The organism is Pseudomonas sp. GL_139_B (assembly GCF_057834475.1).
The window spans coordinates 2,549,978-2,574,008 of the sequence record NZ_CM174403.1; the positions used below are offsets into that span (position 1 = coordinate 2,549,978).

The following is a 24,031-nucleotide window of genomic DNA, read 5'->3' on the forward strand; positions in this document are numbered from 1 at the left end:
GCATCGGAATGTCGGGGCTCGAATGTCGCTCCAGATTGCTGATTCCCGATCAGTTTAGCAATGGCAAAAGGTCGTACACGCGACTGTTCAGTTTGATGAAACCCACCCTGAAGGTCTGGCGAGCCGCGTGGTGGCCTCAACGATGAAGTCGCTTGCTTTCGGGAAACTCGGAGCATCCGTGACTCACAGGTATAAAAGGTGCGGGATCAAAGGGCGTACTGGGCAATTCCGTTGCCGAACGACCAGTTCTCTTTTTTCACTTCCACCAGACTAATGAAAACATCCTCCAGACGCACCGCCAGCTCGCGATTCAGGCTTTCTGCGATGGTTTTGTAGAGCAGCTTTTTCTTCTCGTCCGAACGGCCTTCGCTCAGCGTTATCTGGATGATGATCAAGCTGTCAGTACGGTTAATGCCCAGGTATTGGGGGTCGAAAATGAAATGGTGTTCATCGTGCTCCGTCAGAATCTGGAAATTATCGTTTTCCGGTACGGCGATGGCGCTGTGCATGGCGGCGTAAATGAGCTGGCCGACGCGTTTGGCGAAGGTGGGATCCTGGTGCTTTTTGATGTCGACACGAACCAGTGGCATGGGATGTCTCCAGATAGAAGGCCGGTCAACTTAAAATACATGACAGAGATCCTTCATCAAGCGAAAGGGGCTATTGGGCGATGAAGTGGCCTCGCACGTCCACAGATCCGGATGCTTTCAGTTACCTATTGGTGTTTGCCCGCAGTACGCTGCCTCACCCATAATCCACGGCATGTTTTTTCGTACGCAGGCGTCCAGCGCGGCCCATCCAGGAGGAGGCGAACACATGTCAGCCAAGAAAATTTGTCGTAAAGAAACCCGGTTGCCTATCACTCGAGTCACGGACGTCACCATGATTTCGACAACCGTAGGCAGTGCCGCATTCGCGAATATGATTTTCCCTGGCCTTGGAAGCACCATAGTGGGTGCTGTTCTGGGCGCAATTTTTGGTTTTCGAGCTACAAAATCGGCCTCGTATCAAGGATAGGGCCCTATGGCACCGGACCAATTCAGTTGCTCGATTATCAGTAGCATTCTTTGCATCACTATCTATCTGGGGCTGTGCTGGCACTACAAACAGAAAGCAGACCTGACTCATGGGGTGATCATCGCGATATCAATGACGGGCTTGGTCGCAGCCTGCGCCCTTGGATCGCTCACGATGTCCTCAAGCCTTGAGCAGATTGGTGTGTTTCGGGAGCATAAGCCGAGCATTTTAATCGGTACTTTGGCAATGATCTGGGTTTCGGTGACAACGGCGCATCAGTCTGTGATGCATCCTGTTCGATCAGGCAAGCGTCAGTCTTGTGCGTAACCCGATGCCCTCTGAATTGTTCATGACTGAAGCCCGCAATCGCGGGCTTTATTGTAGGTGCCAGGCTCAAAAGCTCCCAGCTACCGAAGTCCTGCACCTTGTTACGCACCACCACTCCTCAGCTAAGTATTTGCTTTTATTCATTAAACCCGGACAATCGCGCCCCTGTTTCGGCCAGGGCGCTGCCTGTCGGGTTTTTCCGACTCGTCCTGACCGGGTAGCAACTGACCGGAATGTGGAGATCCCACCGGATGAATGATCAGGCCAATAGCGTCGACAAACGCTATGTAGCGGCGGCACCAGCGACTCTTTCGAGCTGGAATCGTCATGACACCACGTGGATGCTGGGCCTGTTTGGAACGGCCATTGGGGCCGGCACACTGTTTTTGCCGATCAACGCAGGGCTGGGCGGTTTCTGGCCGCTGCTGGTCCTGGCGGTGCTGGCGTTCCCCATGACCTTCTACGCACACCGTGGCCTGACCCGTTTCGTGCTGTCCGGACGCGAAGGCGCCGACATCACCGAAGTGGTGGAAGAACACTTCGGCATCAAGGCCGGTGCGTTGATCACCTTGCTGTACTTCTTTGCGATCTTCCCGATCCTGCTGATTTACAGTGTGGCACTGACCAACACCGTGGGCAGTTTCCTTGAGCATCAATTACACATCACGCCGCCACCGCGCGCGGTGCTGTCGTTGGTGCTGATCCTCGGCCTGCTGGCGGTGGTGCGCTGCGGCGAGCAGATGATCGTCAAGGCCATGAGCCTGATGGTCTATCCGTTCATCGTCGCGCTGCTGTTTTTGGGGATGTACCTCATTCCACACTGGAACGGCGGCATCCTGAGCACCGCCAGCACCGTGCCTGAACCATCGGCGCTGCTACACACCTTGTGGCTGGCGATTCCGGTGATGGTGTTCTCGTTCAACCATTCGCCGATCATCTCGGCGTTTGCGGTCGACCAGAAGCGCCGTTACGGCGATCACGCCGAAGAGCGTAGCTCGCAGATCCTGTCCCGCGCTCACCTGTTGATGGTGATGATGGTGCTGTTCTTCGTCTTCAGTTGCGTGCTGACCCTGTCGCCAGCACAACTGGCTGAAGCCAAGACACAGAACCTGTCGATCTTGTCGTACCTGGCCAATCACTTCAGCAATCCGACTATCGCCTTCGCGGCACCGCTGATTGCCTTCGTGGCGATTTCCAAGTCGTTCCTGGGCCACTACATCGGTGCCAGCGAAGGTCTTAAAGGGCTGATCGTCAAAAGCGGCAAACGCCCGGCGCCGAAGACCCTGAACCGTATGACCGCTGCGTTCATGCTGGTAGTGTGCTGGATCGTTGCCACGCTGAACCCGAGCATTCTGGGGATGATCGAAACCCTCGGTGGTCCGATCATCGCGTCGATTCTGTTCCTGATGCCGATGTACGCGATCCGCAAGGTGCCGGCGATGGCGCGGTATCGCGGGCAGGCGTCCAATGTCTTCGTGACGGCGGTGGGGCTGGTGGCTATTACCGCCTTGATTTACTCGCTGACCGCGTGATCGTTCGACCTGCTCGCGCAGCGCCGGATTGACAGCTACAGTGGCCGCTGCACGTATTACGTGCAGCGGTTTTTTTTCGCCTGGAGTCACCGGATTGCCGAGCGCCTCACCCCCCAATCTCACCGAACAACCCAATCGCTGGCGGGACTTGCTGGCCGGGTTGTCGATTGCCGGGCTGCTGTTGCCCGAAGCAGTTGCCTATTCAAGCATTGCCGCCGTGGCGCCGCAGGCCGGGGTGATCGCCTTGTTTGCCGGTTTGCTGTGTTATGGGCTGTTCGGCACCAGCCGTTTCGCCATTGTGTCGGCCACATCGTCGTCGGCAGCGGTGTTGGCTGCCGCCACCGCGACGCTAGCCAACGGCGATCCTCAGTTGCGTTCGAACCTGGCCATCGGCCTGGTGCTGGTGACCGGCGCGCTCTTCCTGCTGGCCGGGTTGTTCAAGCTGGGCAGCGTAACCTCGTTCATCGCAAAACCGGTGCTGCGCGGCTTTGCTTTTGGCCTGGCGCTGACCATCATCCTCAAGCAAGTCGCCAGTGTGGTCGGTGTACACCTGAGCGACGGCAATCTGGTGCGTTTTCTGCCGCAACTGCTGGAGCAACTGCCGCAATGGAATTGGGTGGCGGCGGGTGTCTCCGCCGTGGCGTTGGCCTTGTTAGTGCTGTTTGCAAGGTTCCGGCGCTTGCCGGGCGGTTTGCTGGTGGTCGTGATCGGTATCGTTGCCAGTCAGTGGCTGAACCTGCCGGCGTATGGGGTTAAGTTGATCGGTGTGATCGATTTGAACCTGGAAGTGCCCCGGTTACCGGTACTGCCCTTTACTGACTGGTTACGCTTGGGCGAATTGGCCTTTGCCATGGTGATGATCCTGTACGCGGAGTCGTACGGCTCGATCAGTGCCTACGCGCTCAAGCACGGCGACCGGATCTCGTCGAGCCGCGATCTGCTGGCGCTGGGTGCGTCCAATCTATTGTCCGGGTTGTTTCATGGCATGCCGGCAGGGGCAGGTTTCTCGGCAACGTCGGCCAATGAAGCGGCGGGGGCCACCTCACGATTGGCCGGTGGTGTGGCGGCGCTGGTGGTGTTGCTCATCGTTTTGACGGTGTTGCCTTACATCGCCCTGACGCCGGAGCCGATTCTTGCCGCCATCGTTATCCATGCCCTGGCCCGAGGCTTGAGTCTGCAACCGTTGGGGCGGTATTTCATCTGGCGGCGCGACCGGTTGCTGGTGCTCTGCGCGGTGGCGGCCGTGCTGGTGCTGGGGGTGCTGGACGGTCTGCTGCTGGCGGTGGCGATCAGTGTGGTGTTGATGCTCAAGCAAATGTCGGCGGCCGATATTCAGATCCTCGGGCGCATTGATGGCGGCCATGACTTTGTCGACCTACAGCGCCATCCGACGGCGCAAACGGTGCCTGGGGTGTTGATCGTCCGGCCGGGGGAGGCGTTGTTCTTTGCCAACGTCGAGCGGATCCTGGGCAGCACGTTGCGGTTGATTCGCCATTCGCCAACGCCGATTCACTCGGTGATTCTCAGCCTGGAAGAATCGCCCGATCTGGATGGCACCAGTATTGAGGCGTTGCAGGAATTTTTTGTGCGGGTGCGGGGGGAAGGGAAGCAGTTGGTGCTGGCACGGCTTAAGGATTCGGCGCAAAGCGCGTTGGCGGTGTTGCCGGAAGTGAAGGATACACAGGTGGTCCTCAGCGGCTTGAGCGTGGATGGCGCGGTACAACAAGCCCTCAAGACTGGCACATAACCTGTGGGAGCGGGCTTGCTCGCGAAGGCGGTGAATCAGTCAACAATGATGCAGGCTGACACACCGCCTTCGCGAGCAAGCCCGCTCCCACATTTTGATTTTCATACAGGCATAAAAAAACGCCGCGCATCTGACGATGGGCGGCGTTTTCTATGGCGTTGTAACGTTAGGCTTGAACGACCGGGATGTTGGCGTTCGCAGCAGCTTCACGGAACTCGGCGATCTGGTCGAAGGACAGGTAGCGGTAGACATCGGCCGCCATGCTGTCGATCTTGCCCGCGTATTCCATGTACTCCTCGACGGTCGGCAGGCGACCCAGGATGGAAGCAACAGACGCCAGCTCGGCCGAGGCCAGGTAGACGTTCGCGCCGTCACCCAGGCGGTTCGGGAAGTTACGGGTCGAAGTCGACACCACAGTGGCGTTCGGCTCTACACGTGCCTGGTTACCCATGCACAGCGAGCAGCCCGGCATTTCCATGCGCGCGCCGGCCTTGCCGTAGATGCCGTAGTAGCCTTCTTCGGTCAGCTGGTGAGCGTCCATTTTGGTCGGCGGCGACAGCCACAGACGGGTTGGAAGCTGACCTTTGACCTGATCCAGCAGCTTACCGGCAGCGCGGAAGTGACCGATGTTGGTCATGCACGAACCGATGAACACTTCGTCGATCTTCTCGCCAGCAACGCTGGACAGCAGACGGGCGTCGTCCGGATCGTTTGGCGCGCAAAGCACAGGCTCTTTGATGTCGTTCAGGTCGATTTCGATGATTTCAGCGTATTCGGCATCAGCATCGGCAACCATCAACTCAGGGTTGGCGATCCAGGCTTCCATCGCTTGAGCACGACGCTCCAGAGTACGCGCATCGCCGTAGCCTTCGCCGATCATCCAGCGCAGCAGGGTGATGTTGGAGCTCAGGTACTCGGTGATCGACTCCTTCGACAGCTTGATGGTGCAACCGGCAGCCGAACGTTCGGCCGAGGCGTCGGACAGCTCGAAAGCCTGTTCGATGCTCAGGTTGTCCAGGCCTTCGATTTCCAGGATGCGGCCGGAGAAAGCGTTTTTCTTGCCTTTCTTCTCAACGGTCAACAGGCCAGCCTGAATCGCGAAGTAAGGAATGGCGTGAACCAGGTCACGCAGGGTAACGCCCGGTTGCATTTTGCCTTTGAAGCGCACCAGGATCGATTCCGGCATGTCCAGCGGCATAACGCCGGTGGCAGCGGCAAACGCAACCAGACCGGAACCGGCCGGGAACGAAATGCCCATCGGGAAACGGGTGTGCGAGTCACCACCGGTACCGACGGTATCAGGCAGCAGCATGCGGTTCAGCCAGCTGTGGATGATGCCGTCGCCCGGACGCAGGGAAACGCCGCCGCGGGTCATGATGAAGTCTGGCAGGGTGTGGTGGGTGGTCACGTCGATCGGCTTAGGATAAGCCGCGGTGTGGCAGAAGGACTGCATCACCAGATCAGCGGAGAAGCCCAGGCACGCCAGGTCTTTCAGTTCGTCACGGGTCATCGGACCGGTGGTGTCCTGAGAACCCACGGTGGTCATCTTCGGTTCGCAGTAGGTACCAGGACGAACGCCTGCTACGCCGCACGCCTTGCCGACCATTTTCTGCGCCAGGGTGAAACCCTTGGTGCTTTCGATCGGGGCATCCGGTTTCTTGAACAGGTCGAACGCTGGCAGACCCAGTTCGGCGCGAGCCTTGTCGGTCAGGCCACGGCCGATGATCAGCGGGATACGACCGCCGGCACGGACTTCGTCCAACAGCACCGGAGTTTTCATTTCGAAGGTAGTGATAACTTCGTCGGTACCGTGCTTGCAGACTTTGCCAGCGTGCGGGTACAGGTCGATCACGTCGCCCATGTTCATGTTGGTGACGTCGAATTCGATGGGCAGTGCGCCGGCATCTTCCATGGTGTTATAGAAGATTGGAGCAATCTTGCTGCCGAAGCAGAAGCCGCCAGCGCGCTTGTTCGGCACGTAAGGCACGTCATCGCCGAAGAACCACAGCACCGAGTTGGTGGCCGATTTACGCGAAGAACCGGTACCGACCACGTCACCGACGTAGGCGATCGGGAAGCCGCTGTTGCGCATTTCTTCGATCTGCTTCATCGGACCGATGGAGCCTTGCACGTCCGGCACGATGCCGTCGCGGGCCATTTTCAGCATGGCCAGGGCGTGCAGCGGGATGTCCGGGCGGGACCAGGCGTCTGGGGCAGGGGACAGGTCGTCGGTGTTGGTTTCGCCGGTGACCTTGAACACACGCAGGCTGATCTTGTCGGCCAGTACAGGGCGGTTTTTGAACCACTCGCCGTCAGCCCAGGATTGCAGCACGCCTTTAGCGTGAACGTTACCGTTCTTGGCGCGTTCAGCGACGTCGTGGAAGGCATCGAACATCAGCAGGGTGTGCTTGAGTTCTTCGGCCGCCACTTGCGCCAGTTCGGCGTCGTCCAGCAGGTTGACCAAAGTCACGATGTTGTAGCCGCCCTGCATGGTGCCGAGCAGTTCTACAGCGCGCTTCTTGTCGATCAGAGGGGATTTGGCTTCGCCTTTGGCGAGGGCGGACAGGAAGCCGGCCTTTACATAGGCTGCTTCGTCCACGCCAGGTGGAACGCGATTGGTGATCAGGTCAACGAGGAAAGCTTCTTCGCCAGCCGGAGGATTCTTCAGCAGCTCGATCAGGCCTGCAGTTTGTTCGGCGTTGAGTGGCTGGGGAACGATACCCAGTGCTGCACGCTCTTCGATATGTTTGCGGTAGGCTTCAAGCACAGTTATTACCCTCATCAGTGGTCCCAAATGGGTGTCCGGGACGCTCATCCCGAAATTGCCGTACTCATGCGCTGCGTGGCGTTGTGAGCCACTTAGCCAGAATTACCGGCAATTCCTTACAGAAGCTGCTTTCAAAGTTTTACGCCTGCAGAACGGGAGCTGATGAGGGTTGGCGCTGAGCTTTTCCCCGCTGGAAAAACCCTTCGCCAACACCGCTCTGTAGGAACGACTGTGCTCGTGACGCTTTGAAAACAGCTTCTAACGGACATTGGCGCCTTAAAAAGGCTGGCTGATTCTACGGCAAAAAAAAATTAAAGGTAAGTTAACCCTCGAATTTTGAGGGGTGATGAATGTTAGACAAAGGGCTAACATGCGGGCCTGTCAGTTTCCCCCGTGTTTTGCCTATCTATGCCCAATCAGACCATCAAGACCCCCTGCGTCGGCCTTTGCTCCACTGTTTACGGTGACTTGGTGTGCCGTGGCTGCAAGCGTTTCCACCATGAAGTGATCAACTGGAATGGTTACAACGAGGAGGAAAAGCGCGCGGTATGGCTGCGTCTTGAGCAATTGCTATCCCAGGTGATGGCCAGCAAGCTGGAGGTTTTCGACCCTCAGCGTCTGCGTTTGCAGCTTGAGCAAAGGAAAATTCGTTTTGTGCCGCATCAGTCGCAGTATTGCTGGGCCTATCAGCTGATTGCCCGTGGGGCGCGGGTGATCAATAACCTGGAAGCCTACGGGATGGTGCTGATGCCGGAATTTCGCGACTGGAACCTGCCGGAATTGCGTGATGCCATTGATCGGGAATTTTTCTTGCTGTCTGAGGCGCATTACCAACGGTATATCGCACCGGGTTTTCTGAAAGACGCTTTCGGCGGTTAAATCTAAAAAGAATCGCGAGCAGGCTCGCTCCCACACTGGACCTCCAGTGTTCACAAATCCTCTGTGGGAGCGAGCCTGCTCGCGATGGCGTCCGCTCCGACACCGCCAATCTCAATGCTGAGCCAATTCCTCAAGATGATCCTCAATCTCCTGCGGCTTGAGCACCAGCACATCGCTCTCCAGCTTATCCAGCACCACTTCGGCCGTATTGCCGATCAAAGCGCCCGACAAACCCTTGCGTGCCACGGTGCCGATCACGGTCACTGCCGCCTGTAGCTTGTGCACCATGAACGGAATCAACACATCCGCCGGGCCTTCCTCAATATGCAAATAGTCATCGTCAATGTCGAATTCCGCCTGGAATTCCCGGCACTCCTCGCGATAGCGCGCTTCGATGGTTTCCTTGAGCTGGAAGGTCGGGTCGGCCGACGACAGCATCGGCGATGGATGTGCACTGAGCACGTGTAAATGAGCCTTGGCCAGGCTGGCGATGTCATATCCGTAATCGATGATGGTGTTGTGCAGATGACGGTGTTCAGCGTCGGTGTTGCCTACATCGATGGCGGCCAGAATGACTTTGCCCTTCCAGGAACCGGCCGTTTTCACCAGCAGCACCGGAGTCGGGCATTCACGCAGCAGTTTCCAGTCATCCGGGGTCAGCAGGGCCTTTTTCAGCGGGTTGTCCGGGTAATGTTGCTTGACCACCAGCCCGCAGCCCTCGGCTTGCTGCACGTCGATGATGGTTTGGTGCAGGCTCTGATTCCACGCCTGCTCGGTTGTGACGCTGTAGCCGTCGGCTGAAAGCGCGGCCTTGAGGACCCCCAACATGCCGTTGTGATCATGCTTGGGATCGCCGACCAACAGGTGCAGGTGGGCCTGGGTCACACCTGCAATCAATTTGGCCCGTTTGAGCGCCAGGCTCTCCGAATGTTCAGGCTCGATGACCACCAGAATGCTGCGAATGGCTTGCATGATCGGGATCTCCATATACGGGTAAAAAGCACGGCGTTGCACAACTATAGTTGCTGCTCGCCAGCCAGGTACTTGATGCATATCAACGGTTGCGACTGGTGGTCTGCCGACAGGCCGGTATAATCGGCGCCCTTCGATTTTGAACCCTTTATCCGTGAGCCCCATGATCCTTCCCGAAATTCACGAGTTCCTCGGCTGCCGTACCCCTGACGGCTGGGTGCAGGCCGCACTGGCTGATCAGGAAACATTGCTGATCGACCATAAGAACTGCGAATTCAAGGCGGCCAGCACGGCGCTGAGCCTGATTGCCAAGTATCACTCCCATGTCGACCTGATCAACCTGATGTCGCGCCTGGCCCGGGAAGAACTGGTGCACCATGAGCAAGTCATGCGCCTGATGAAAAAACGCAAGATCGAGCTGCGCCAATTGTCCGCCGGTCGCTACGCCTCGGGCCTGCGCAAAGTGGTACGCAGCCATGAACCGGTGAAACTGGTGGATACGCTGGTGGTGGGCGCTTTTATCGAAGCCCGCAGCTGCGAGCGTTTCGAGGCGCTGGTGCCGCATCTGGACGAAGAGCTGGGCAAGTTCTACTTCGGATTGCTGAAAAGCGAGGCGCGGCATTTCCAGGGTTATCTGAAACTGGCTTACCAGTACGGGGACGCCAAGGACATCGCCCAAGTGATCGATAAGGTCCGCGCGGCAGAGCAGGAGCTGATCGAGTCGCCGGACGTGGAATTCCGTTTCCACAGTGGCGTGCCCGCTGCGGCCTGACGCTTAAAGCGCCTTAGCGGCTCAAACCGAGGCGTTCGTGCCAGTCGGCGATGGACTCCTCGGGATAGACCTCGAACTGCTGATCGCCGGAATGCACCTCGACCTCCACCCACGGCGCTTTTGAACCGAGCATCAAGTGCGTGTGTTCTGGCGGCACCGGCAACGGGGTGTCGATGGCGGACGCAAACGGGTGGATCAGTTCTGGCCATTCAGGGCTGAACAGCCACAGTCCCGTACCACAAAGGGAGCAGAAATGCCGTTCGGCGCTGCTGCTGTGCGCCCGTTTATCGCCTTCATCCTTGAGACGCGCATGGTAAATCGCGATGTGCTTTCGACCACGTACCTTGAGGCTCTTGGCATCGCCGCCGAGGTTGATCGCATAACCGCCACCGCCCTGAGTCTTGCGACAGATCGAGCAGTAACAACGCTGATAAGGGTAGGGGTGGGCACTGTTCAGGCTGAATGATACGGCGCCGCAATGGCAGGAGCCTTCTAGCTGCATGGTTGCCTCCTACAACTTTTTGACTTATCTGCAAAGCTTAGACGTTCAGGGCAGGGGTGGCCCCTTCGCGAGCAGGCCCGCTCCCACAGGAGGTTGTGGCGTTAACAAGACTAATGTGGGAGCGAGCCTGCTCGCGATGAACGATGACGCGGTCTTGCTGGACGCCCGCTAATGGCCAAGGCAGCATGGGGCGCCTTCCTCACCGGGTCTGACTCATGCGACGACTTCCTTCACTGGCAGCACTGCGAACCTTCGAATGCGCCGCCCGTCATGCGCACTTCGGCCGGGCTGCCGCTGAGTTGTGTGTCACCGACAGCGCGGTCAGCCACCAAATCCGCCAACTCGAAGAACACTTGGGCGTTTCGCTGTTCATCCGCGAAGGCCGGCAGATTCGCCCGACCATGGCTGCCGGGCGGCTGATGCAAAGTTTGCAGCAGGCTTTTGAACTGATCGGCGATGCCTGCGATGAGCTGCGCGATCCGTCATCGCTGGCGGTGTTGCGTCTGGCGGTTACCGCCGAACTGGCTCAAAAGTGGTTGATGAGCCGTCTCACGGATTTCTACGCGCGTTATCCGCACATCACCTTGCACCTGTACGAACAACCGATCGATGCAACGGCGCCGGGGGAAGACATCGACTTGGCGATCACCTACGGCACCGGTCCGGTGGACAGTAGTGCGTACTTCGTCAGGCCATTGCCGGCATTGCAGTTCTTTCCGGTGTGCAGTCCCGGCCTGTTCAATCAGGGCACACTGAAAGCGCCCAGGGATCTGGCACGCCATTGCCTGCTGCACGATGACCAGGACGGCAAGACCTGGACTGCCTGGCTGACCAGCCATGCCGGTGACCAACGCCCCGAACGGCAACTGTATTTCGCTCACGCCGGCCTCGCGCTGGAAGCGGCAGCCCAAGGGCAGGGCGTGGCGATGGGCGATAACCTGACAGCGCAGGAAGATTTGCTCAGCGGTCGTCTGGTCCGGCCGTTCACCTCCAGCATGACCGCCCTCGGGCAATACGCGCTGGTGTGCGAGCGAGTGCGGCTAGAGCGTCCGGCGGTGGCGCAGATGCTGGAATGGTTCAACGATCAACTGATCGACTGATGAGTTGAATTCAACTGTTCCGAAATAATCATCGTTGGCGAGGACGGCGTCAGCGACCTTAGCCTGTGGTCATTCCAATCCCCGCTGATGAGGTTTGACCATGGCACGTTTGCTCGATTCCACCCCCAAACAAGACGGTTTCCGTTTGCCCGGCGAATTCGAAACCAAGGCCGGTTGCTGGCTCGGCTGGCCGGAGCGTACCGACGTCTGGCGCAACGGCGCCAAGCCGGCGCAGAAGGTCTGGGTGCAAATTGTCACCGCGATCTCCCACAGCGAACCGGTCACCGTCTGCGCCTCGGCCGCGCAGTTTGCCACGGCCCGCCGCCAGTTGCCGCCGCAAGTGCGCGTGGTGGAAATGACCTGCAACGACACTTGGTTCCGCGACAGCGGCCCGTGCTTCGTGGTGAATGACAACAGCGGCGAAGTGCGCGGTGTCGACTTCGAATTCAACGCTTACGGCGGTCTAGACGGTGGTTTGTACTACCCGTGGGACAAGGACGATCAGATCGCCAGCAAGGTCCTCGAAATCGAACGTTTCGACCGTTACCGTGCGCCGCTGATCGCCGAGCTGGGCGGGATCCAGAGTGACGGTGAAGGCAGCATCCTCACCACCGAGCAATGCTTGCTCAATCGCAATCGCAACCAGCATTTGGGCAAGGATGAAGTCACGCGACGCCTGACCGATTACCTCGGCGCCGAGCAAATCATCTGGCTACCTCGGGGCTGCAAATTCGACGAAACCGACGGTCACGTCGATGACCTCGCTTGTTTCGTGCATCCTGGTGAAGTGGTGCTGCAATGGACCGACAACCGTGATGACCCGCAATGGGAAATCTATCAGGAGGCTTACGACATCCTGCGCAGCACTCGCGACAGCCGTGGCCGCGAGCTGATCGTGCACAAACTGCCGCAACCGGACGTGCTGGAGTGGACCGCCGAAGAAGCCGAAGGCCTGGATCAGCTAGACAGCACGCACACGCGTCAGGCCGGGACGCAAATCTGCGCGTCGTACATCAACTACTACGCCGGCAACACATCGATCGTGGTGCCGTTGTTCGGTGACCGCAACGATCAGGCCGCCATGGCGACCCTCGCCGAGCTGTTCCCGCAGCACAAAATCGTCGGCATTGAAAACTCCCGGGAGATCCTCCTGGGGGGTGGCAACGTTGCTTGCATCACCATGCCGCAATACGCCGGCAAAGGGGTATGAAATTGGGCCTGCACAAACTGACTCAAGCGTTATTGCTGGTGCTTGCACCCCTGTGTGTGCAGGCCGCCGACACCGCCAAACCGGTGGTCAACCTGTATATCTGGGGCGAGTACCTGGCGCCGGATACGCTGATCAATTTCGAGAAGAAAACCGGCATCCATGTGGTCGCCGATCACTTCGATTCACTGGAAACCGTCGAGACCAAATTGCTGACGGGTCGCAGCGGCTATGACTTGGTGCTGACGGCGGGGCAGCACCTGTCCCGAGCTATCCAGAGCGGCGCGATCCAGACGTTGGACCGCAAGCAAACGCCGCATTTTCAAGGCGTCGGCGAGGAGTTCCGCCAGCACATGGTCGTGTTCGATCCGGGCAATCGCTACGCCGGTATCTATGCCTGGGGTACCACCGGCGTCGGCTATCAGGAAGAGGCGGTAAAACAGCGCCTGTCCGACGCGCCCTGGGACAGTTGGGCTATGCTGTTCGACCCCGACGTGGTGTCGAAACTTGCCAGTTGCGGGGTCAGCCTGCTCAACGATCCCAACGAGGTGTTTGCGGCGGTCATGAAGTACATGGGGCTGGACATCAACCGCCAGAACCTCGATGACCTGAAGCTCGCCGAGCAGCAATTGGCGAAGATCCGCCCGTATATCCGCTACTTCGACAATGACTTGAACATAAGCGACCTGGCCAACGGCAACACCTGCGTGGCGATGTCGTGGAACGGTAACGTGGCGATAGCCGCGGGGCAGGCCGAGGCGGCGAAGAAGCCGTTCACGTTGAACTACCGGATTCCCAAGGAAGGCACGTTGATCTGGTTTGACGCGATGGTCATTCCCAAGGATGCGCCGCACCCTGAGGCGGGGCTGGCGTTGATGGATTATCTGATGACGCCTGAAGTGATCGCGCCGATCACTGACACCATTCACTACGCCAACGCCATTACAGCGGCGGATGGCCTGATTGATCCGGCAATTCGCAATGATCCGGGGACGTATCCGTCGGAGCAGGTGAGGGCGTCGTTGTACAGCAAGAATGACAATGGGAAGGTGTTTAATAGGGCGTTGATTCGGGCGTTTAGCCGGTTGAAATCGGGGTTGTGATTGGCTCTGAGTGATGTGGCGAATGTGATTCCGCCATCGCGAGCAAGCTCGGCTCCTACATTGGTTTTGTGAGCGCCCAAATCCCCTGTGGGAGCTGGGCTTGCCCGCGATGAACGATAACGCGGTCTATCTGGCCGGCACCCGCCACAAATACCACGCCGCCACCGTCCGATACGGGCTCCACGCCAACCCGATCTCTGCCATCTGCTTACGCGTCGGCTGCACCTCCACCCGCTTAAGCCGCCGATACCCTTCACGCACGCCAAAGTCATCGGCCGGCAGAATATCCGGCCGTTCGAGGCTGTAAATCAGCAACATCTCAACCGTCCAGCGGCCGACCCCGCGCAAGGTGATCAAGCGCTCGATCAGCGCCTCATCCTCCATCGCCAACGCCGTCGAATATTCCGGCACCACGCCGTCCAGCGTTGCTTGGGCAATCCCCTGAATGGTCGCGATCTTGCCCGCCGAAAACCCGCAACTGCGCATCTGATCAAACCCGGTCGCCAGTATCTGTTCCGGCCGGGGGAATGCCACCGATGGAAACAATGCCAGCAACCGCCCGACAATCGCATCCCCGGCCTTGGCGTGCAGTTGCTGATAGGCAATCGCCCGCACCAGCGACTCATACGGATCGCGAGCCGCATGGGGCTGGTGCAGGCACGGGCCGATAGCCGCGATGTGGCGCGCCCAGTCTGCGTCCAGGGACGCTAAAAACCGGGTCGCCGGCAGATAGGGATCGGACATGGCGATCAAGCGTTTCCGCTCGGTTTCAGCAGGGCATTCACTTCGCCGTAAGTAAAAGCCTTGAGGTGGCTGCTATCGAGTTTGCCGGTCTCCAGAAAGCTCTTGCTCAGCCCGGCCATGGCGCCATACAAAAACTCGGCGATCCCCGAACCGGCACTCAAACGCCGAACGCCCAGTGCTTTCAAAGCTTCAAGCGATGGTAACCCCGGCAGCCCCAGCACGTTCACTGGCAACGTCGTGCCCTGGCACAGTGCGGCGATTTCATACTCCGCCGAGACGCCCGCGGCAAACAGCCCGTCGGCACCCGCCGCTTGATACAGAGCGGCGCGCTTGAGTGTTTCGGCTACGCGGTCTTCGGCCGGCACCAACCCCTTGAGGTACACATCGGTGCGCGCATTGATGAATAGCTTCACATTGCGCTGATCGGCTACCTTGCGCGCCACTTCTATCTTGCGCACCAGCAACTCGGGCGAAGACGCACCGTCCTCGATATTGATTCCGACCGCTCCGGCGGCAATCACCGCCTCAATCACTTGGGCAACCCGCGTCAGGTCATCGGAGTAGCCAGCCTCGACGTCCACGGTCAACGGCAGCGAAATCACCCGGACGATGGACTCGACAGTGGATACCAGACGTTCGAGGGGCAGGGCATTGCCGTCCGCATAACCATGAGCCCAGGCCACCGCAGCGCTGCTGGTGGCGACAGCTTTGCAACCCAGTTGCTCGACGATGCGGGCCCCGGTGGCATCCGCGACGTTGGTGAGGATCAACAAGCCTTCGTGGTGCAGTTGGTGGAATTGTGTGTCCATTGAATGTCCTTCCTGATGACAGTTGAGGCAATCAGAACGCGAGTGGTTGGGTGACCTGCATCGCCGCGTTTTCCAGCCGGAGCAGATACGCCTTGCGCGGTTGTCCTCCACCATAGCCGGTCAACGAGCCGTCCGCACCGATGACCCGGTGGCAGGGCACCACGATGGCCAGCCGGTTGTGCCCGTTGGCCAGGCCCACCGCGCGACTGGCACCGGGCTTGCCCAATAGCCTGGCGATGCTGCCGTAGGTGCTGGTCTTGCCATACGGGATCTTCGCCAATTCACCCCAGACCTGCCGGGCGAATTCACTGCCAGGCAGGTGCAGCGCGACGGTGAATTCGGTGAGTTTGCCGGCAAAATACTGTGCCAGTTCTACCTCGATCTGCTGTAGATGCGCGTTGTGTCCCGGCACGACCGCGTAGCCATATCGGTTCTGCAGTTCTTCGACTTCGCGGGTCAACGCCGGACGGTCGAGGAATTCCAGCAGCACCAGCCCACGGCGCTCGGCCATGGCGATCATTGGCCCCAGAGGTGTGGTCAGCCGAGTGAAGAGCAACGGCTCACTCTGCGCGGCTCGGCCAGGGGTGATGTGGAACGACTTTTGAAAGGCGTCACGGAAACCGCTGAGGGATTCATAACCCGAGTCGAATGCCGCGCTGTCGATGGAGTCGCCCTGTTTGATCCCGCCCAACGCCATGCCGAGACGGCGGGTGCGCAGCCAGGCGTGAAAGGTCATGCCCAAATGCTGCTTGAACCAGCGCCGCAGTTTCAACGGCTCGATGCCCTCGGCCAGCAATTGGGCGTCAGTCCAGCGCTGCTCGGGATCGGCATTCACCGACTTCAGCAGCGTCTGCACCCAGTCGGGTGCGATGGCCGCAGCGTCCAGTGGCTTGCAGCGCAGACACGCGCGATAACCCGCCGCCAGGCATTCATCGGCGAGCGCAAAAAATTCTACGTTCTCCGGTTTCGGCGAGCGTGCCGTACAGCCGGGTCGGCAGAAAATCCTGGTGGTTTTCACGGCCGTGAAGAACACCCCCTCATAGGCGGTGTTGCGTTCGAGCATGGCGCGAACCATTTCGGCGTGGGGCGGCAGTAAAGCGGTCTGTATCTTCATGGGCTGAGCATAAAACCCTGCGGGCGGTGTCTCCACCGGAAAATCGACAATGAATTTTTGTGGCCCTGGGCTACAGTGATCGGGTTACTGAGCAGGCAGCCAAACAGGGAGTGACTTTATGCAACCGTTTACGATTCAACACATCGATCACCTCGTGCTGCGCGTCCAGGACCTGGAGCGAAGCATCACGTTCTACGCGCAGGTGTTCGGCGCTGAACTGGTCAAGCGCCAGGACAATCTGGGGCTGGTGCATCTGCGTGCCGGGACTTCCATGATCGACCTCGTCAGCCTGGACGGTGAACTCGGGCGCAAGGGCGGTGCCGCCGCCGGACAAGAGGGGCGTAACCTCGACCATGTCTGCCTGCGCATCGAACCCTTCGACGAAGCAGCACTCATCAGCCACTTGCAGTCCTTCGGACTGACACCCGAGAAAGCGGCCACGCGCTTCGGTGCCGAAGGTTATGGTTTGTCGCTTTATTGCTTTGACCCCGACGGCAATCAGGTCGAGCTCAAAGGGCCGGCCACGTAAAACACTACTTATCAGCCTTAGAAAGCCTGAAGTTGCTCACGTAAAAATTCGATAAATCGTGGGGTTTGTTGGAGGGTCTGTTCTTGAGAGGTGCGGGGCGAATGTCTAAACCATCCATGTCATCCGCCCCAATTGTGCCTGCCGTCATTATTGGCTGGAGCGAACGGCCCCGCCATCAATCAATAAGTTCTGCCCGGTCAGGTAGCCCGCATGGCTGCTGCAAACGAAGGCACACAGCGCACCGAACTCCTCGGGTGAACCGAAGCGTTTGGCAGGGATTTCGTGACGGCATTCGTCAAGGAATGCCTCACTGTCTTGCCCCGACTCTTGGGCGGCCGTGACCAGGTTGTCACGCAGTCGATCGGTATCGAAGGAGCCCGGTTGCAGGTTGTTGATCGTCACATTACGACTGGCAATGTTTTCTTGCCGGGCAAGCCCTGCGATGAACCCCGTCAGACCACTGCGCGCACCATTGGACAGACCCAGGCTTTCGATAGGGGATTTCACGGCACTCGACGTGATGTTAATGATTCGGCCAAATCCACGTGTCGCCATGCCGTCTACGGTTGCCTTGATCAGCTCGATAGGGGCCAGCATGTTGGCATCCAGCGCCTTGAGCCAGGCGTCGCGATTCCACTCGCGGAAATCCCCCGGTGGCGGGCCTCCAGCGTTGTTGATCAAAATATCGAAATGCTTATGGGCCATGAGCGCTGCCGCCCGACCTTCGGGCGTCGAAATGTCTCCGGCGACGGCGATGACAGTCACTTCAGGATTGATCGCTCTGAGCTGACGGGCTGTTTCATTCAGCGTCTGTTCGCCCCGTGCAGTGATCACCACGTTCACGCCTTCGTGGACCAGTGCCTGCGCGCAGGCTTTACCCAGACCTTTGCTGGCGGCGCATACCAGCGCCCAGCGTCCTGCGATTCCTAGATTCATGCGGGTTTTCCTGAAAGAAGGAAGCTCAAAGAAAGGGGTTGAACATTCATACAAGATCCACCGTTGCAGACCGGTTTGGTGATGGCGCATCGATTCCCATAAAGCGCCGCACTCGCTCTCCTTCGGCTTCGCATCGTATGGTTTCAGGCGCGGCATCGAGTTGAATATTGCCGTTCTCCATGAAAATCACCCGGTCGGAAATCGACATGGCGAAGTCCATTTCGTGGGTTACGATCAGCATGGTCATGCCTTCTTTGGCCAGGTCGCGGATCACATTCAGCACGTCGTTGACCAGTTCCGGGTCGAGGGCCGAGGTCGGCTCGTCGAACAGCATGATCTGCGGCTCCATCGCCAGAGCCCGCGCGATTGCCACGCGCTGTTGCTGCCCGCCGGAGAGTTGATGCGGGTACTTGTGGGCATGGGCCAGCAGGCCGACTTTGTCCAGTAGCGCATAAGCACGATGCTCACTCAGCTCGCCCGGCTGGCCGTGGTAACGCGGCGCCAGGGTGACGTTGTCGAGAATGGTGCGGTGTGGGAACAGGTTGAAGTTCTGGAACACCATGCCAATGTGCCGCACGCCTTTACGCAAGCGCGAGCTGTCGGGTTTGTCCGACGCTTCGATAAATGTTTCGCCGAACAACAGAATGTCGCCGGTATCGATGCTTTCCAGGCCGTTCACCGTGCGAATCAGCGAAGTCTTGCCGGAACCGGATGGGCCAATGATCGAGACCACCTGGCCGTATTCGACATTCAGGTCGATACCCAGCAGCACTTTGTGCGTGCCATAGCTCTTCTGGATGTTCTTCAGTTGCAGGATCGGCGTCGCGTTGGTGCCCGCTGCCTTACGCGCATTGTCTGGCAAGGCTTCGGCGCAGGCCTTGAACTTGGCCACGGCGGCGTCATCGAGTGTGTGCGGCTTGCGGAAGTTCAGGTCCAGGTAGCGCTCCAGGCGCTGCAGGAAAAAGCCAAACACGGTAACGATCAACACGTAGTAAACGCCTACCGCCGCCAAGGTTTCCATGACCAGGAAGTTGGTGGCATAGAGCCGCTGGCCGACGGTGAGAATTTCCGTCAGGGAGATCACCGAGACCAGCGAGGTCAGTTTGACCACGGTGATGTATTCATTGATCAACGTGGGCAGCGAGATACGGAAAGCCTGGGGAATCACGATCAAGCGCTGCATGCCAAGAAGGCCGACACCCAGCGCGCGCCCGGCTTCTTTCTGGCCCTTGGCCACGGAGATCAGACCACCACGGTGGATTTCTGCCATGTACGCCGCTTCGGTGACCACCAGGGCCAACAAGCCGGAGTAGAAGGGGTTGGACAGGATCGGACCGCTGCCGGGAAACAATTGCGGCAAGTTGTAGACGAAGACCACCAGCACCAGCAACGGGATGCTGCGGAAGAACCAAATGTAGACCGATGCGGGAATGCGCAGCAAAGGCGATTGGGACAGTTTGGCCGTAGCCAGAACAAAGCCCAGCAGCATGCCGATGAACCAGGCCAGGGCACTGAGTTGCACCACAGTGACGCAGGCATTCCAGAAGTCTGGCAGGGAGAACAGGGAGAAGAAATACGACCAATCGAATTGCATAGGGCACCTCAATCTGCCGCCCCGGTGCAGGGGAGGCAGATGACCAAACTACAAGGACACGTTCTTAGTTAGCAGTCGGTTCTTCCAAGGCGTACTTTTTAAGAATAGCGGCGTACTCACCACTCTTCTTGATCTCCTCGAAGGCCTTTTGAACCGCCTGGAAGGTTTCTTCGTTACCTTTCTTGACGAAGATGCCCAAGGTTTGCTGATAGATCGGGTGATCGGTGGTGATGACTACCCGGCCATTGGTCTTTTCCGCGATCAATTTTGCGGCACCAGCGATTTCAACCTGGGCCTGAATGTTCTTGGACAGTAGAGCCTGGGTCACTTCGGGCGCCGAGGGGTACTCGCTGACGGTAATGGCGCCTTTGTTTTTCGGCACGCAATACTCATCGGACAGTTTGCGGAATTCCTTGACCCAGGTCGTGCCCTGTTCCAGGCCCAGCTTCAAACCACACAGGTCTTCAGGTGTCTTCGCATTGATCTCGCTGCCCTTGGGCACCATGACTGCGGCACCCGTGTTGGCATAGGCGATAGTCTGGGCTTGAGTCTGGCGCTCCGGCGTGATGTACATGCCGGAAATGACCGCGTCGTATTTGCCGGAGTTAAGGCCCAGGATCAGGCTCGGGAACTTGGTGTCGACGAACTCCACGTTGGCGTTCATGTGCTTGGCCAGTGCCGTGGCCAGCTCGGGGTCCGAACCGACCACGTTTTTGTCCTTGTCATAGGACTCGAAAGGAGGGTAGGTGATTTCCATGCCGACTTTGAAAGTGTCTGCTGCGGCCATGCTCAACGAGGCGCTGAGCATTCCGGCTGCCAGTACGGTCAGGCGCAAAAGGTTTTTTTTATTATTTTTCATTGGTTACTGACTCCGGTGTAGGTAAGGGGTTGGCTGGAAACGTCAATCAGGACGGTTGGGCCTGATTTTTCAGATGTCCGAAACTGGCGGGCTTACGTGCCTTCTCTGGCATTTGAACTTCTCCATTGGTCACCCTCGCGCGCAGGTATTGATAAGTCTGCAGCGCTTGACCATACATGTGTTCGCCGATCGTGATTTCTTCGTAGTCCTTGCCTGCCTGGGCGAACCCGGGCAGCGGTTTGATCTGGGTGTGATAGTCGCAGGCATAAAACAGTGGAAAGGAATAACGCTCCTCGCGCACGCTGCGAACCCGGTGTGCAGTAGCAACGAATGCGCCTGCTGTCATCACTTCCAGCATGTCTCCGATGTTCACTACAAAGGCATCGGCCATCGGTGGTGCATCGATCCATTGGCCAAGATTGTTCATGACCTCAAGGCCTGGTTTGTCGGCCAAGAGGATGGTGAAGCACTCGTAATCAGTATGGGCGCCAAGACCCGGTGCGTCATGGGCGGCACCGTCGAAAGGGTAGTGGATCAGGCGCAACTTGGACGGTGGACGGGTGACCAGGCTGTCGAAATAATTTTCTTCCAGGCCAAGGGTCAGGGCGAAGCCGCCGAACAGGCGCCGGCCCAAGGCGAATATCGCTTCATAGTAGGCCTGCACCGCTGCCTTGAAACCTGGCAACTGCGGCCAGTCGTTGGGCCCCAATAATGGGGTGTTGGCCAACACCAGCGGGTCATCGGCCGGGACTTCGAAGCCAACGTCGAACGCTTCCTTGTGGTCCGGCTTGCCTTTGGAATAGACCTCTTCGCCTTCGGGTACAAAGCCCTTGTGGGTTTGCGAAGTGCCGATGTAGTGCCGCATCTTGGTGTCGAGGGGTTGGTCGAAGTAGTCCTTGGCAGCCTTGCGCAGGTTGGCGATCAGCTGCGGGTCGATACCGTGATCGGTGATATAGAGGAACCCGACCTCGCTGGCAGCGCGCCCCAACTGTTCGGCCACGGCCAAGCGGTGTTCCAGCTCAAAGCTGAACAGACCGGCAATGTTAACCACCGGAATGCTGTTGAAGTTGGCTTTGTGTGTGTCAGTGCTGGCGCTGTTGTTTTTATTGTCAGGCATGACGCATCGGCTCCCTAAGGATTGCTTGAGTGATGGAAACGGTTGAAGTGTTCACGCTCGGTCTGGCCCATCCATACGTTCAATGACCACAGGTCGGCAACGGGAACATTGGTGAAGGGCAAATGATGCAGGTAACCGTCGGCGCCGAATTCCGGGGTCAGGGTGCTGACCTGGTAACCGCGGGCTTGCTGCGAGTGCCAGATGCTTTCCCAGTGCTGCTGATGAAAGGCCAGTTCTTTTGCATATTCGGGCGCCGCCGGGTGTGGAACCTGCGGGCCTTGGTCGTAACCGACCCGGGCCTGGATATGGTGAACTCGCTCGATGAAGGCGCTCAGGTCATCGGCCGGATCGTTCAATAGACGCTCGCAGGTGACTATCCAGTGGCTGATGTCACTGGTAAACAACAGATCGGGCAGCTGTCGGATCAACTCCAGGGTCACCCAAGGGTTGAACAGCGACCGCGAGCGGTGGGTTTCGAAACTGCAGACCTGGCCATGTTTGCGCGCCAGTTCCAGCGCTTGGCCAAAGAACTCCACCTGTTGTGGCAGCGACCAGCGGTCATTACCCGCCAGGACGTTGACGAAACGCGGGCCGAGTTCGGCGGCCCAGGCGAGTTTCTGGTCCAGGTCATTGAGGTGAACGGCAGGCGTTGCCGACTGGTCCGGCAGCACGTCGTACGCGGTGAAGACCGTGCTGATATAGCCCAGGCGATTGGCTTGGAGGAAGGCGCCGAACTCAGCCCGCTCGCGGGCGTCGAGAGGCAGGCGTGCTTCCATGCCATCAAAGCCCGCTTGCAGCAGTTCCTCGAGTGCCTGGGCCTTGCTGGCGGTGTAACCCCACAGCGTGCGGAATATTTCCAGTTCCATCGGTAATCCTCAAAAATCTCTGGACGCAGCCTGATTCCACCCAGCGATGCCGTGGCGAATTCGCTGTGGTGCCGATGTTAGGCACAGGCTGCGGCGTGAAAGAATATGAAAGTTCAAATCAATACTTCAGACTTTCGTCAACAAATAGCTGCCTACTTATCCCGTGATAGAGGTGGAGTTTATTCGGCGGATGGGCGTCTACGCTGACTAACAGCGAGAGTCGCCAGCATTACGGAATCATTTAGATCCATCCAAACAACACTTGGCGCTTTGACGTGGGTTTTCTACCCGGCGCAGGTTGATGTTCTTGGTTGTGGACTCAACTGATCGATGCAACACACTGGATTTTCTGTGGACTCCGCCGCTGAGGACAACCAAGCGAACAGCTCAATAAAGACCTATAAATTGTCCGTCTGCACCCATTTCAATCAGAAAATTCGCGCTTCCTGTTTTTTTGCTGTGTATCGGTTCACACGAGAATAGTGAGCTGTTTATTTCGTCCAATTGGCTCACGTATCTTTGGCATACAACGTGCTTTGACTAAGTCTGCATGAAGAGCGATTTGCACGTTGTTTGCAAAGCTGATGCGTAGGCTCACTAGGGTTCCGATCGCTTAAAAAGTGGTGACTGGTCCGAGAGTAAGCCGGCCTCGCAAGAGGCTCCACGGAGGGATAAAAGCCCGGGAGAACGTCATTCGATCGTTTCTTCCTGCGCCTTTGTTCATCACAGGAGCTTCATCATGCGCATTGCTGATCGCTGGTTTGAGACCAAACGTATAGATGACCGGATTACGTTGTTGTGGGAGCCCCATGTAGCTCGGGTTGAACAATGCAATATGTGGCATGTTCGTGGTCGCGACAGCGACCTGTTGGTCGATGCGGGGATGGGGATCAGCAGTTTGAAATCAGCGATGGCGCAGTTGTTGAACAAACCGCTCCTCGCTGTAGCGACCCATAGCCACATGGATCATGTCGGCAGCTTGCACGAATTTGAACACCGACTGGCGCACCCCTTGGAGGCGCATCAACTGGCCAACCCATCGGCCTATCCCGTGCTCTGCAGTTGTCATTGGCCTGGCACGATGCGCACTGATATTGAAGCGCAGGGTTATGAGGTGCCCGATATCTTGATCGATGCTTATCCTCATGAGGGGTTTGACCCATTCGCCTTTCGCACCCTTGGCGTTCAAGCGACGCGTCTGATTGATGAAGGTGACGTGGTTGATTTAGGCGACACGGCGTTCGAGGTGTTGCATCTCCCCGGCCATTCCCCGGGCAGCATTGGTCTTTGGGAAAAAAGTAGCGGCACTTTGTTTTCCGGCGATGCCATCTACGATGGTCCGCTTCTGGACAAGATTGAGGGTGCCAACCTGACTGACTATCAACGCACGATGCAGCGCTTGAGAAACCTTCCCGTCGAAGTTGTGCACGGAGGACACGATCCAAGCTTCGGTCGAGCACGGATGCTTGAACTGACTGACCACTACTTGCGCAATAGCAGCCAGAGCTGATCACCTCCACTGGAGCCGCACCACCCTG

22 protein-coding genes and 1 riboswitch are annotated in these 24,031 nt (G+C 58.3%); of the genes, 10 read left to right on the forward strand and 12 right to left on the reverse strand.

Annotated features, from left to right (window positions below):
* Positions 1–206: 206 nt before the first annotated feature.
* Entirely contained in the window at positions 207–590 is a 384-nt protein-coding gene (locus AC3ISI_RS11810) for a tautomerase family protein (protein ID WP_489337114.1), read from the reverse strand.
* Between the two features lie 433 nt (positions 591–1,023).
* Here AC3ISI_RS11810 and AC3ISI_RS11815 point away from each other — a divergent pair, with 433 nt between their 5' ends.
* The 3 genes from AC3ISI_RS11815 to AC3ISI_RS11825 all read left to right on the forward strand — a co-directional run bounded on the left by AC3ISI_RS11815 (position 1,024) and on the right by AC3ISI_RS11825 (position 4,623).
* A complete protein-coding gene (locus tag AC3ISI_RS11815; protein ID WP_489337115.1) occupies positions 1,024–1,344 on the forward strand; it encodes a hypothetical protein in 321 nt (106 codons plus the stop codon).
* Between the two features lie 251 nt (positions 1,345–1,595).
* On the forward strand, positions 1,596–2,876 hold the full coding sequence (locus tag AC3ISI_RS11820) for a serine/threonine transporter (RefSeq protein ID WP_489337116.1): 1,281 nt from the start codon (positions 1,596–1,598) through the stop codon (positions 2,874–2,876).
* Positions 2,877–2,970: 94 nt separating this feature from the next.
* Positions 2,971–4,623, forward strand: a complete 1,653-nt coding sequence (locus tag AC3ISI_RS11825) for a SulP family inorganic anion transporter (RefSeq protein ID WP_489337117.1) — start codon at positions 2,971–2,973, stop codon at positions 4,621–4,623.
* A 166-nt stretch (positions 4,624–4,789) separates the two neighbouring features.
* On the opposite strand, the gene acnB is transcribed toward AC3ISI_RS11825, so the two are convergent.
* On the reverse strand, positions 4,790–7,390 hold the full coding sequence (acnB, locus tag AC3ISI_RS11830) for a bifunctional aconitate hydratase 2/2-methylisocitrate dehydratase (protein WP_489337697.1): 2,601 nt from the start codon (positions 7,388–7,390) through the stop codon (positions 4,790–4,792).
* Positions 7,391–7,798: 408 nt separating this feature from the next.
* Between acnB and AC3ISI_RS11835 the strand changes: the two genes are divergently transcribed.
* Entirely contained in the window at positions 7,799–8,269 is a 471-nt protein-coding gene (locus tag AC3ISI_RS11835) for a DUF1289 domain-containing protein (RefSeq protein WP_489337118.1), read from the forward strand.
* Between the two features lie 111 nt (positions 8,270–8,380).
* Here the strand turns inward: AC3ISI_RS11835 and AC3ISI_RS11840 are convergent, their stop codons facing one another.
* A complete protein-coding gene (locus AC3ISI_RS11840; RefSeq protein WP_489337119.1) occupies positions 8,381–9,241 on the reverse strand; it encodes a universal stress protein in 861 nt (286 codons plus the stop codon).
* Between the two features lie 163 nt (positions 9,242–9,404).
* Between AC3ISI_RS11840 and AC3ISI_RS11845 the strand changes: the two genes are divergently transcribed.
* Positions 9,405–10,013 carry a MiaE family protein gene (locus AC3ISI_RS11845; protein WP_046032069.1) on the forward strand — a complete coding sequence of 203 codons (609 nt, stop codon included), beginning with the start codon at positions 9,405–9,407 and terminating at the stop codon, positions 10,011–10,013.
* 13 nt (positions 10,014–10,026) lie between these two features.
* Here the strand turns inward: AC3ISI_RS11845 and AC3ISI_RS11850 are convergent, their stop codons facing one another.
* A complete protein-coding gene (locus tag AC3ISI_RS11850; protein WP_489337120.1) occupies positions 10,027–10,515 on the reverse strand; it encodes a GFA family protein in 489 nt (162 codons plus the stop codon).
* A 215-nt stretch (positions 10,516–10,730) separates the two neighbouring features.
* Here AC3ISI_RS11850 and AC3ISI_RS11855 point away from each other — a divergent pair, with 215 nt between their 5' ends.
* The 3 genes from AC3ISI_RS11855 to AC3ISI_RS11865 all read left to right on the forward strand — a co-directional run bounded on the left by AC3ISI_RS11855 (position 10,731) and on the right by AC3ISI_RS11865 (position 13,925).
* Complete coding sequence (locus AC3ISI_RS11855; protein WP_489337121.1) at positions 10,731–11,615, forward strand: LysR substrate-binding domain-containing protein; 885 nt, start codon at positions 10,731–10,733, stop codon at positions 11,613–11,615.
* 100 nt (positions 11,616–11,715) lie between these two features.
* Positions 11,716–12,825, forward strand: coding sequence for an agmatine deiminase (gene aguA / locus AC3ISI_RS11860; RefSeq protein WP_489337122.1), 1,110 nt, complete (start codon positions 11,716–11,718; stop codon positions 12,823–12,825).
* Positions 12,826–12,827: 2 nt separating this feature from the next.
* A complete protein-coding gene (locus AC3ISI_RS11865) occupies positions 12,828–13,925 on the forward strand; it encodes an extracellular solute-binding protein (protein WP_489337698.1) in 1,098 nt (365 codons plus the stop codon).
* Between the two features lie 126 nt (positions 13,926–14,051).
* Here AC3ISI_RS11865 and AC3ISI_RS11870 read toward each other — a convergent pair whose 3' ends face one another.
* From AC3ISI_RS11870 to AC3ISI_RS11880, 3 genes are read right to left on the reverse strand one after another with little or no spacing between them, the layout of a single operon-like run.
* Positions 14,052–14,669 carry a DNA-3-methyladenine glycosylase family protein gene (locus AC3ISI_RS11870; protein WP_489337123.1) on the reverse strand — a complete coding sequence of 206 codons (618 nt, stop codon included), beginning with the start codon at positions 14,667–14,669 and terminating at the stop codon, positions 14,052–14,054.
* Positions 14,670–14,674: 5 nt separating this feature from the next.
* Positions 14,675–15,478, reverse strand: coding sequence for an isocitrate lyase/PEP mutase family protein (locus AC3ISI_RS11875; RefSeq protein WP_489337124.1), 804 nt, complete (start codon positions 15,476–15,478; stop codon positions 14,675–14,677).
* A gap of 31 nt (positions 15,479–15,509) precedes the next feature.
* The gene (locus AC3ISI_RS11880) at positions 15,510–16,592 is read right to left on the reverse strand and encodes a bifunctional transcriptional activator/DNA repair enzyme AdaA (protein WP_489337125.1); all 1,083 of its coding nucleotides are present in this window, start codon (positions 16,590–16,592) and stop codon (positions 15,510–15,512) included.
* 118 nt (positions 16,593–16,710) lie between these two features.
* Between AC3ISI_RS11880 and AC3ISI_RS11885 the strand changes: the two genes are divergently transcribed.
* A complete protein-coding gene (locus AC3ISI_RS11885) occupies positions 16,711–17,121 on the forward strand; it encodes a VOC family protein (protein WP_489337126.1) in 411 nt (136 codons plus the stop codon).
* Positions 17,122–17,268: 147 nt separating this feature from the next.
* Here the strand turns inward: AC3ISI_RS11885 and AC3ISI_RS11890 are convergent, their stop codons facing one another.
* The 5 genes from AC3ISI_RS11890 to AC3ISI_RS11910 all read right to left on the reverse strand — a co-directional run bounded on the left by AC3ISI_RS11890 (position 17,269) and on the right by AC3ISI_RS11910 (position 22,493).
* Positions 17,269–18,057, reverse strand: a complete 789-nt coding sequence (locus AC3ISI_RS11890) for an SDR family oxidoreductase (protein WP_489337127.1) — start codon at positions 18,055–18,057, stop codon at positions 17,269–17,271.
* Between the two features lie 46 nt (positions 18,058–18,103).
* On the reverse strand, positions 18,104–19,651 hold the full coding sequence (locus AC3ISI_RS11895) for an amino acid ABC transporter permease/ATP-binding protein (protein WP_489337128.1): 1,548 nt from the start codon (positions 19,649–19,651) through the stop codon (positions 18,104–18,106).
* A 64-nt stretch (positions 19,652–19,715) separates the two neighbouring features.
* Entirely contained in the window at positions 19,716–20,510 is a 795-nt protein-coding gene (locus AC3ISI_RS11900) for an ABC transporter substrate-binding protein (protein WP_489337129.1), read from the reverse strand.
* A gap of 46 nt (positions 20,511–20,556) precedes the next feature.
* Positions 20,557–21,627 (reverse strand): isopenicillin N synthase family dioxygenase, encoded by a 1,071-nt coding sequence (locus tag AC3ISI_RS11905; protein ID WP_489337130.1) that lies wholly within the window; start codon positions 21,625–21,627, stop codon positions 20,557–20,559.
* A gap of 14 nt (positions 21,628–21,641) precedes the next feature.
* Positions 21,642–22,493, reverse strand: coding sequence for a sugar phosphate isomerase/epimerase family protein (locus AC3ISI_RS11910; RefSeq protein WP_489337131.1), 852 nt, complete (start codon positions 22,491–22,493; stop codon positions 21,642–21,644).
* A gap of 586 nt (positions 22,494–23,079) precedes the next feature.
* Positions 23,080–23,181, forward strand: a riboswitch (guanidine-I (ykkC/yxkD leader).
* A 51-nt stretch (positions 23,182–23,232) separates the two neighbouring features.
* On the opposite strand from AC3ISI_RS11910, the gene AC3ISI_RS11915 reads away from it, so the two are divergent.
* The gene (locus AC3ISI_RS11915) at positions 23,233–24,003 is read left to right on the forward strand and encodes an MBL fold metallo-hydrolase (RefSeq protein WP_489337132.1); all 771 of its coding nucleotides are present in this window, start codon (positions 23,233–23,235) and stop codon (positions 24,001–24,003) included.
* Positions 24,004–24,031 lie beyond the last annotated feature (28 nt).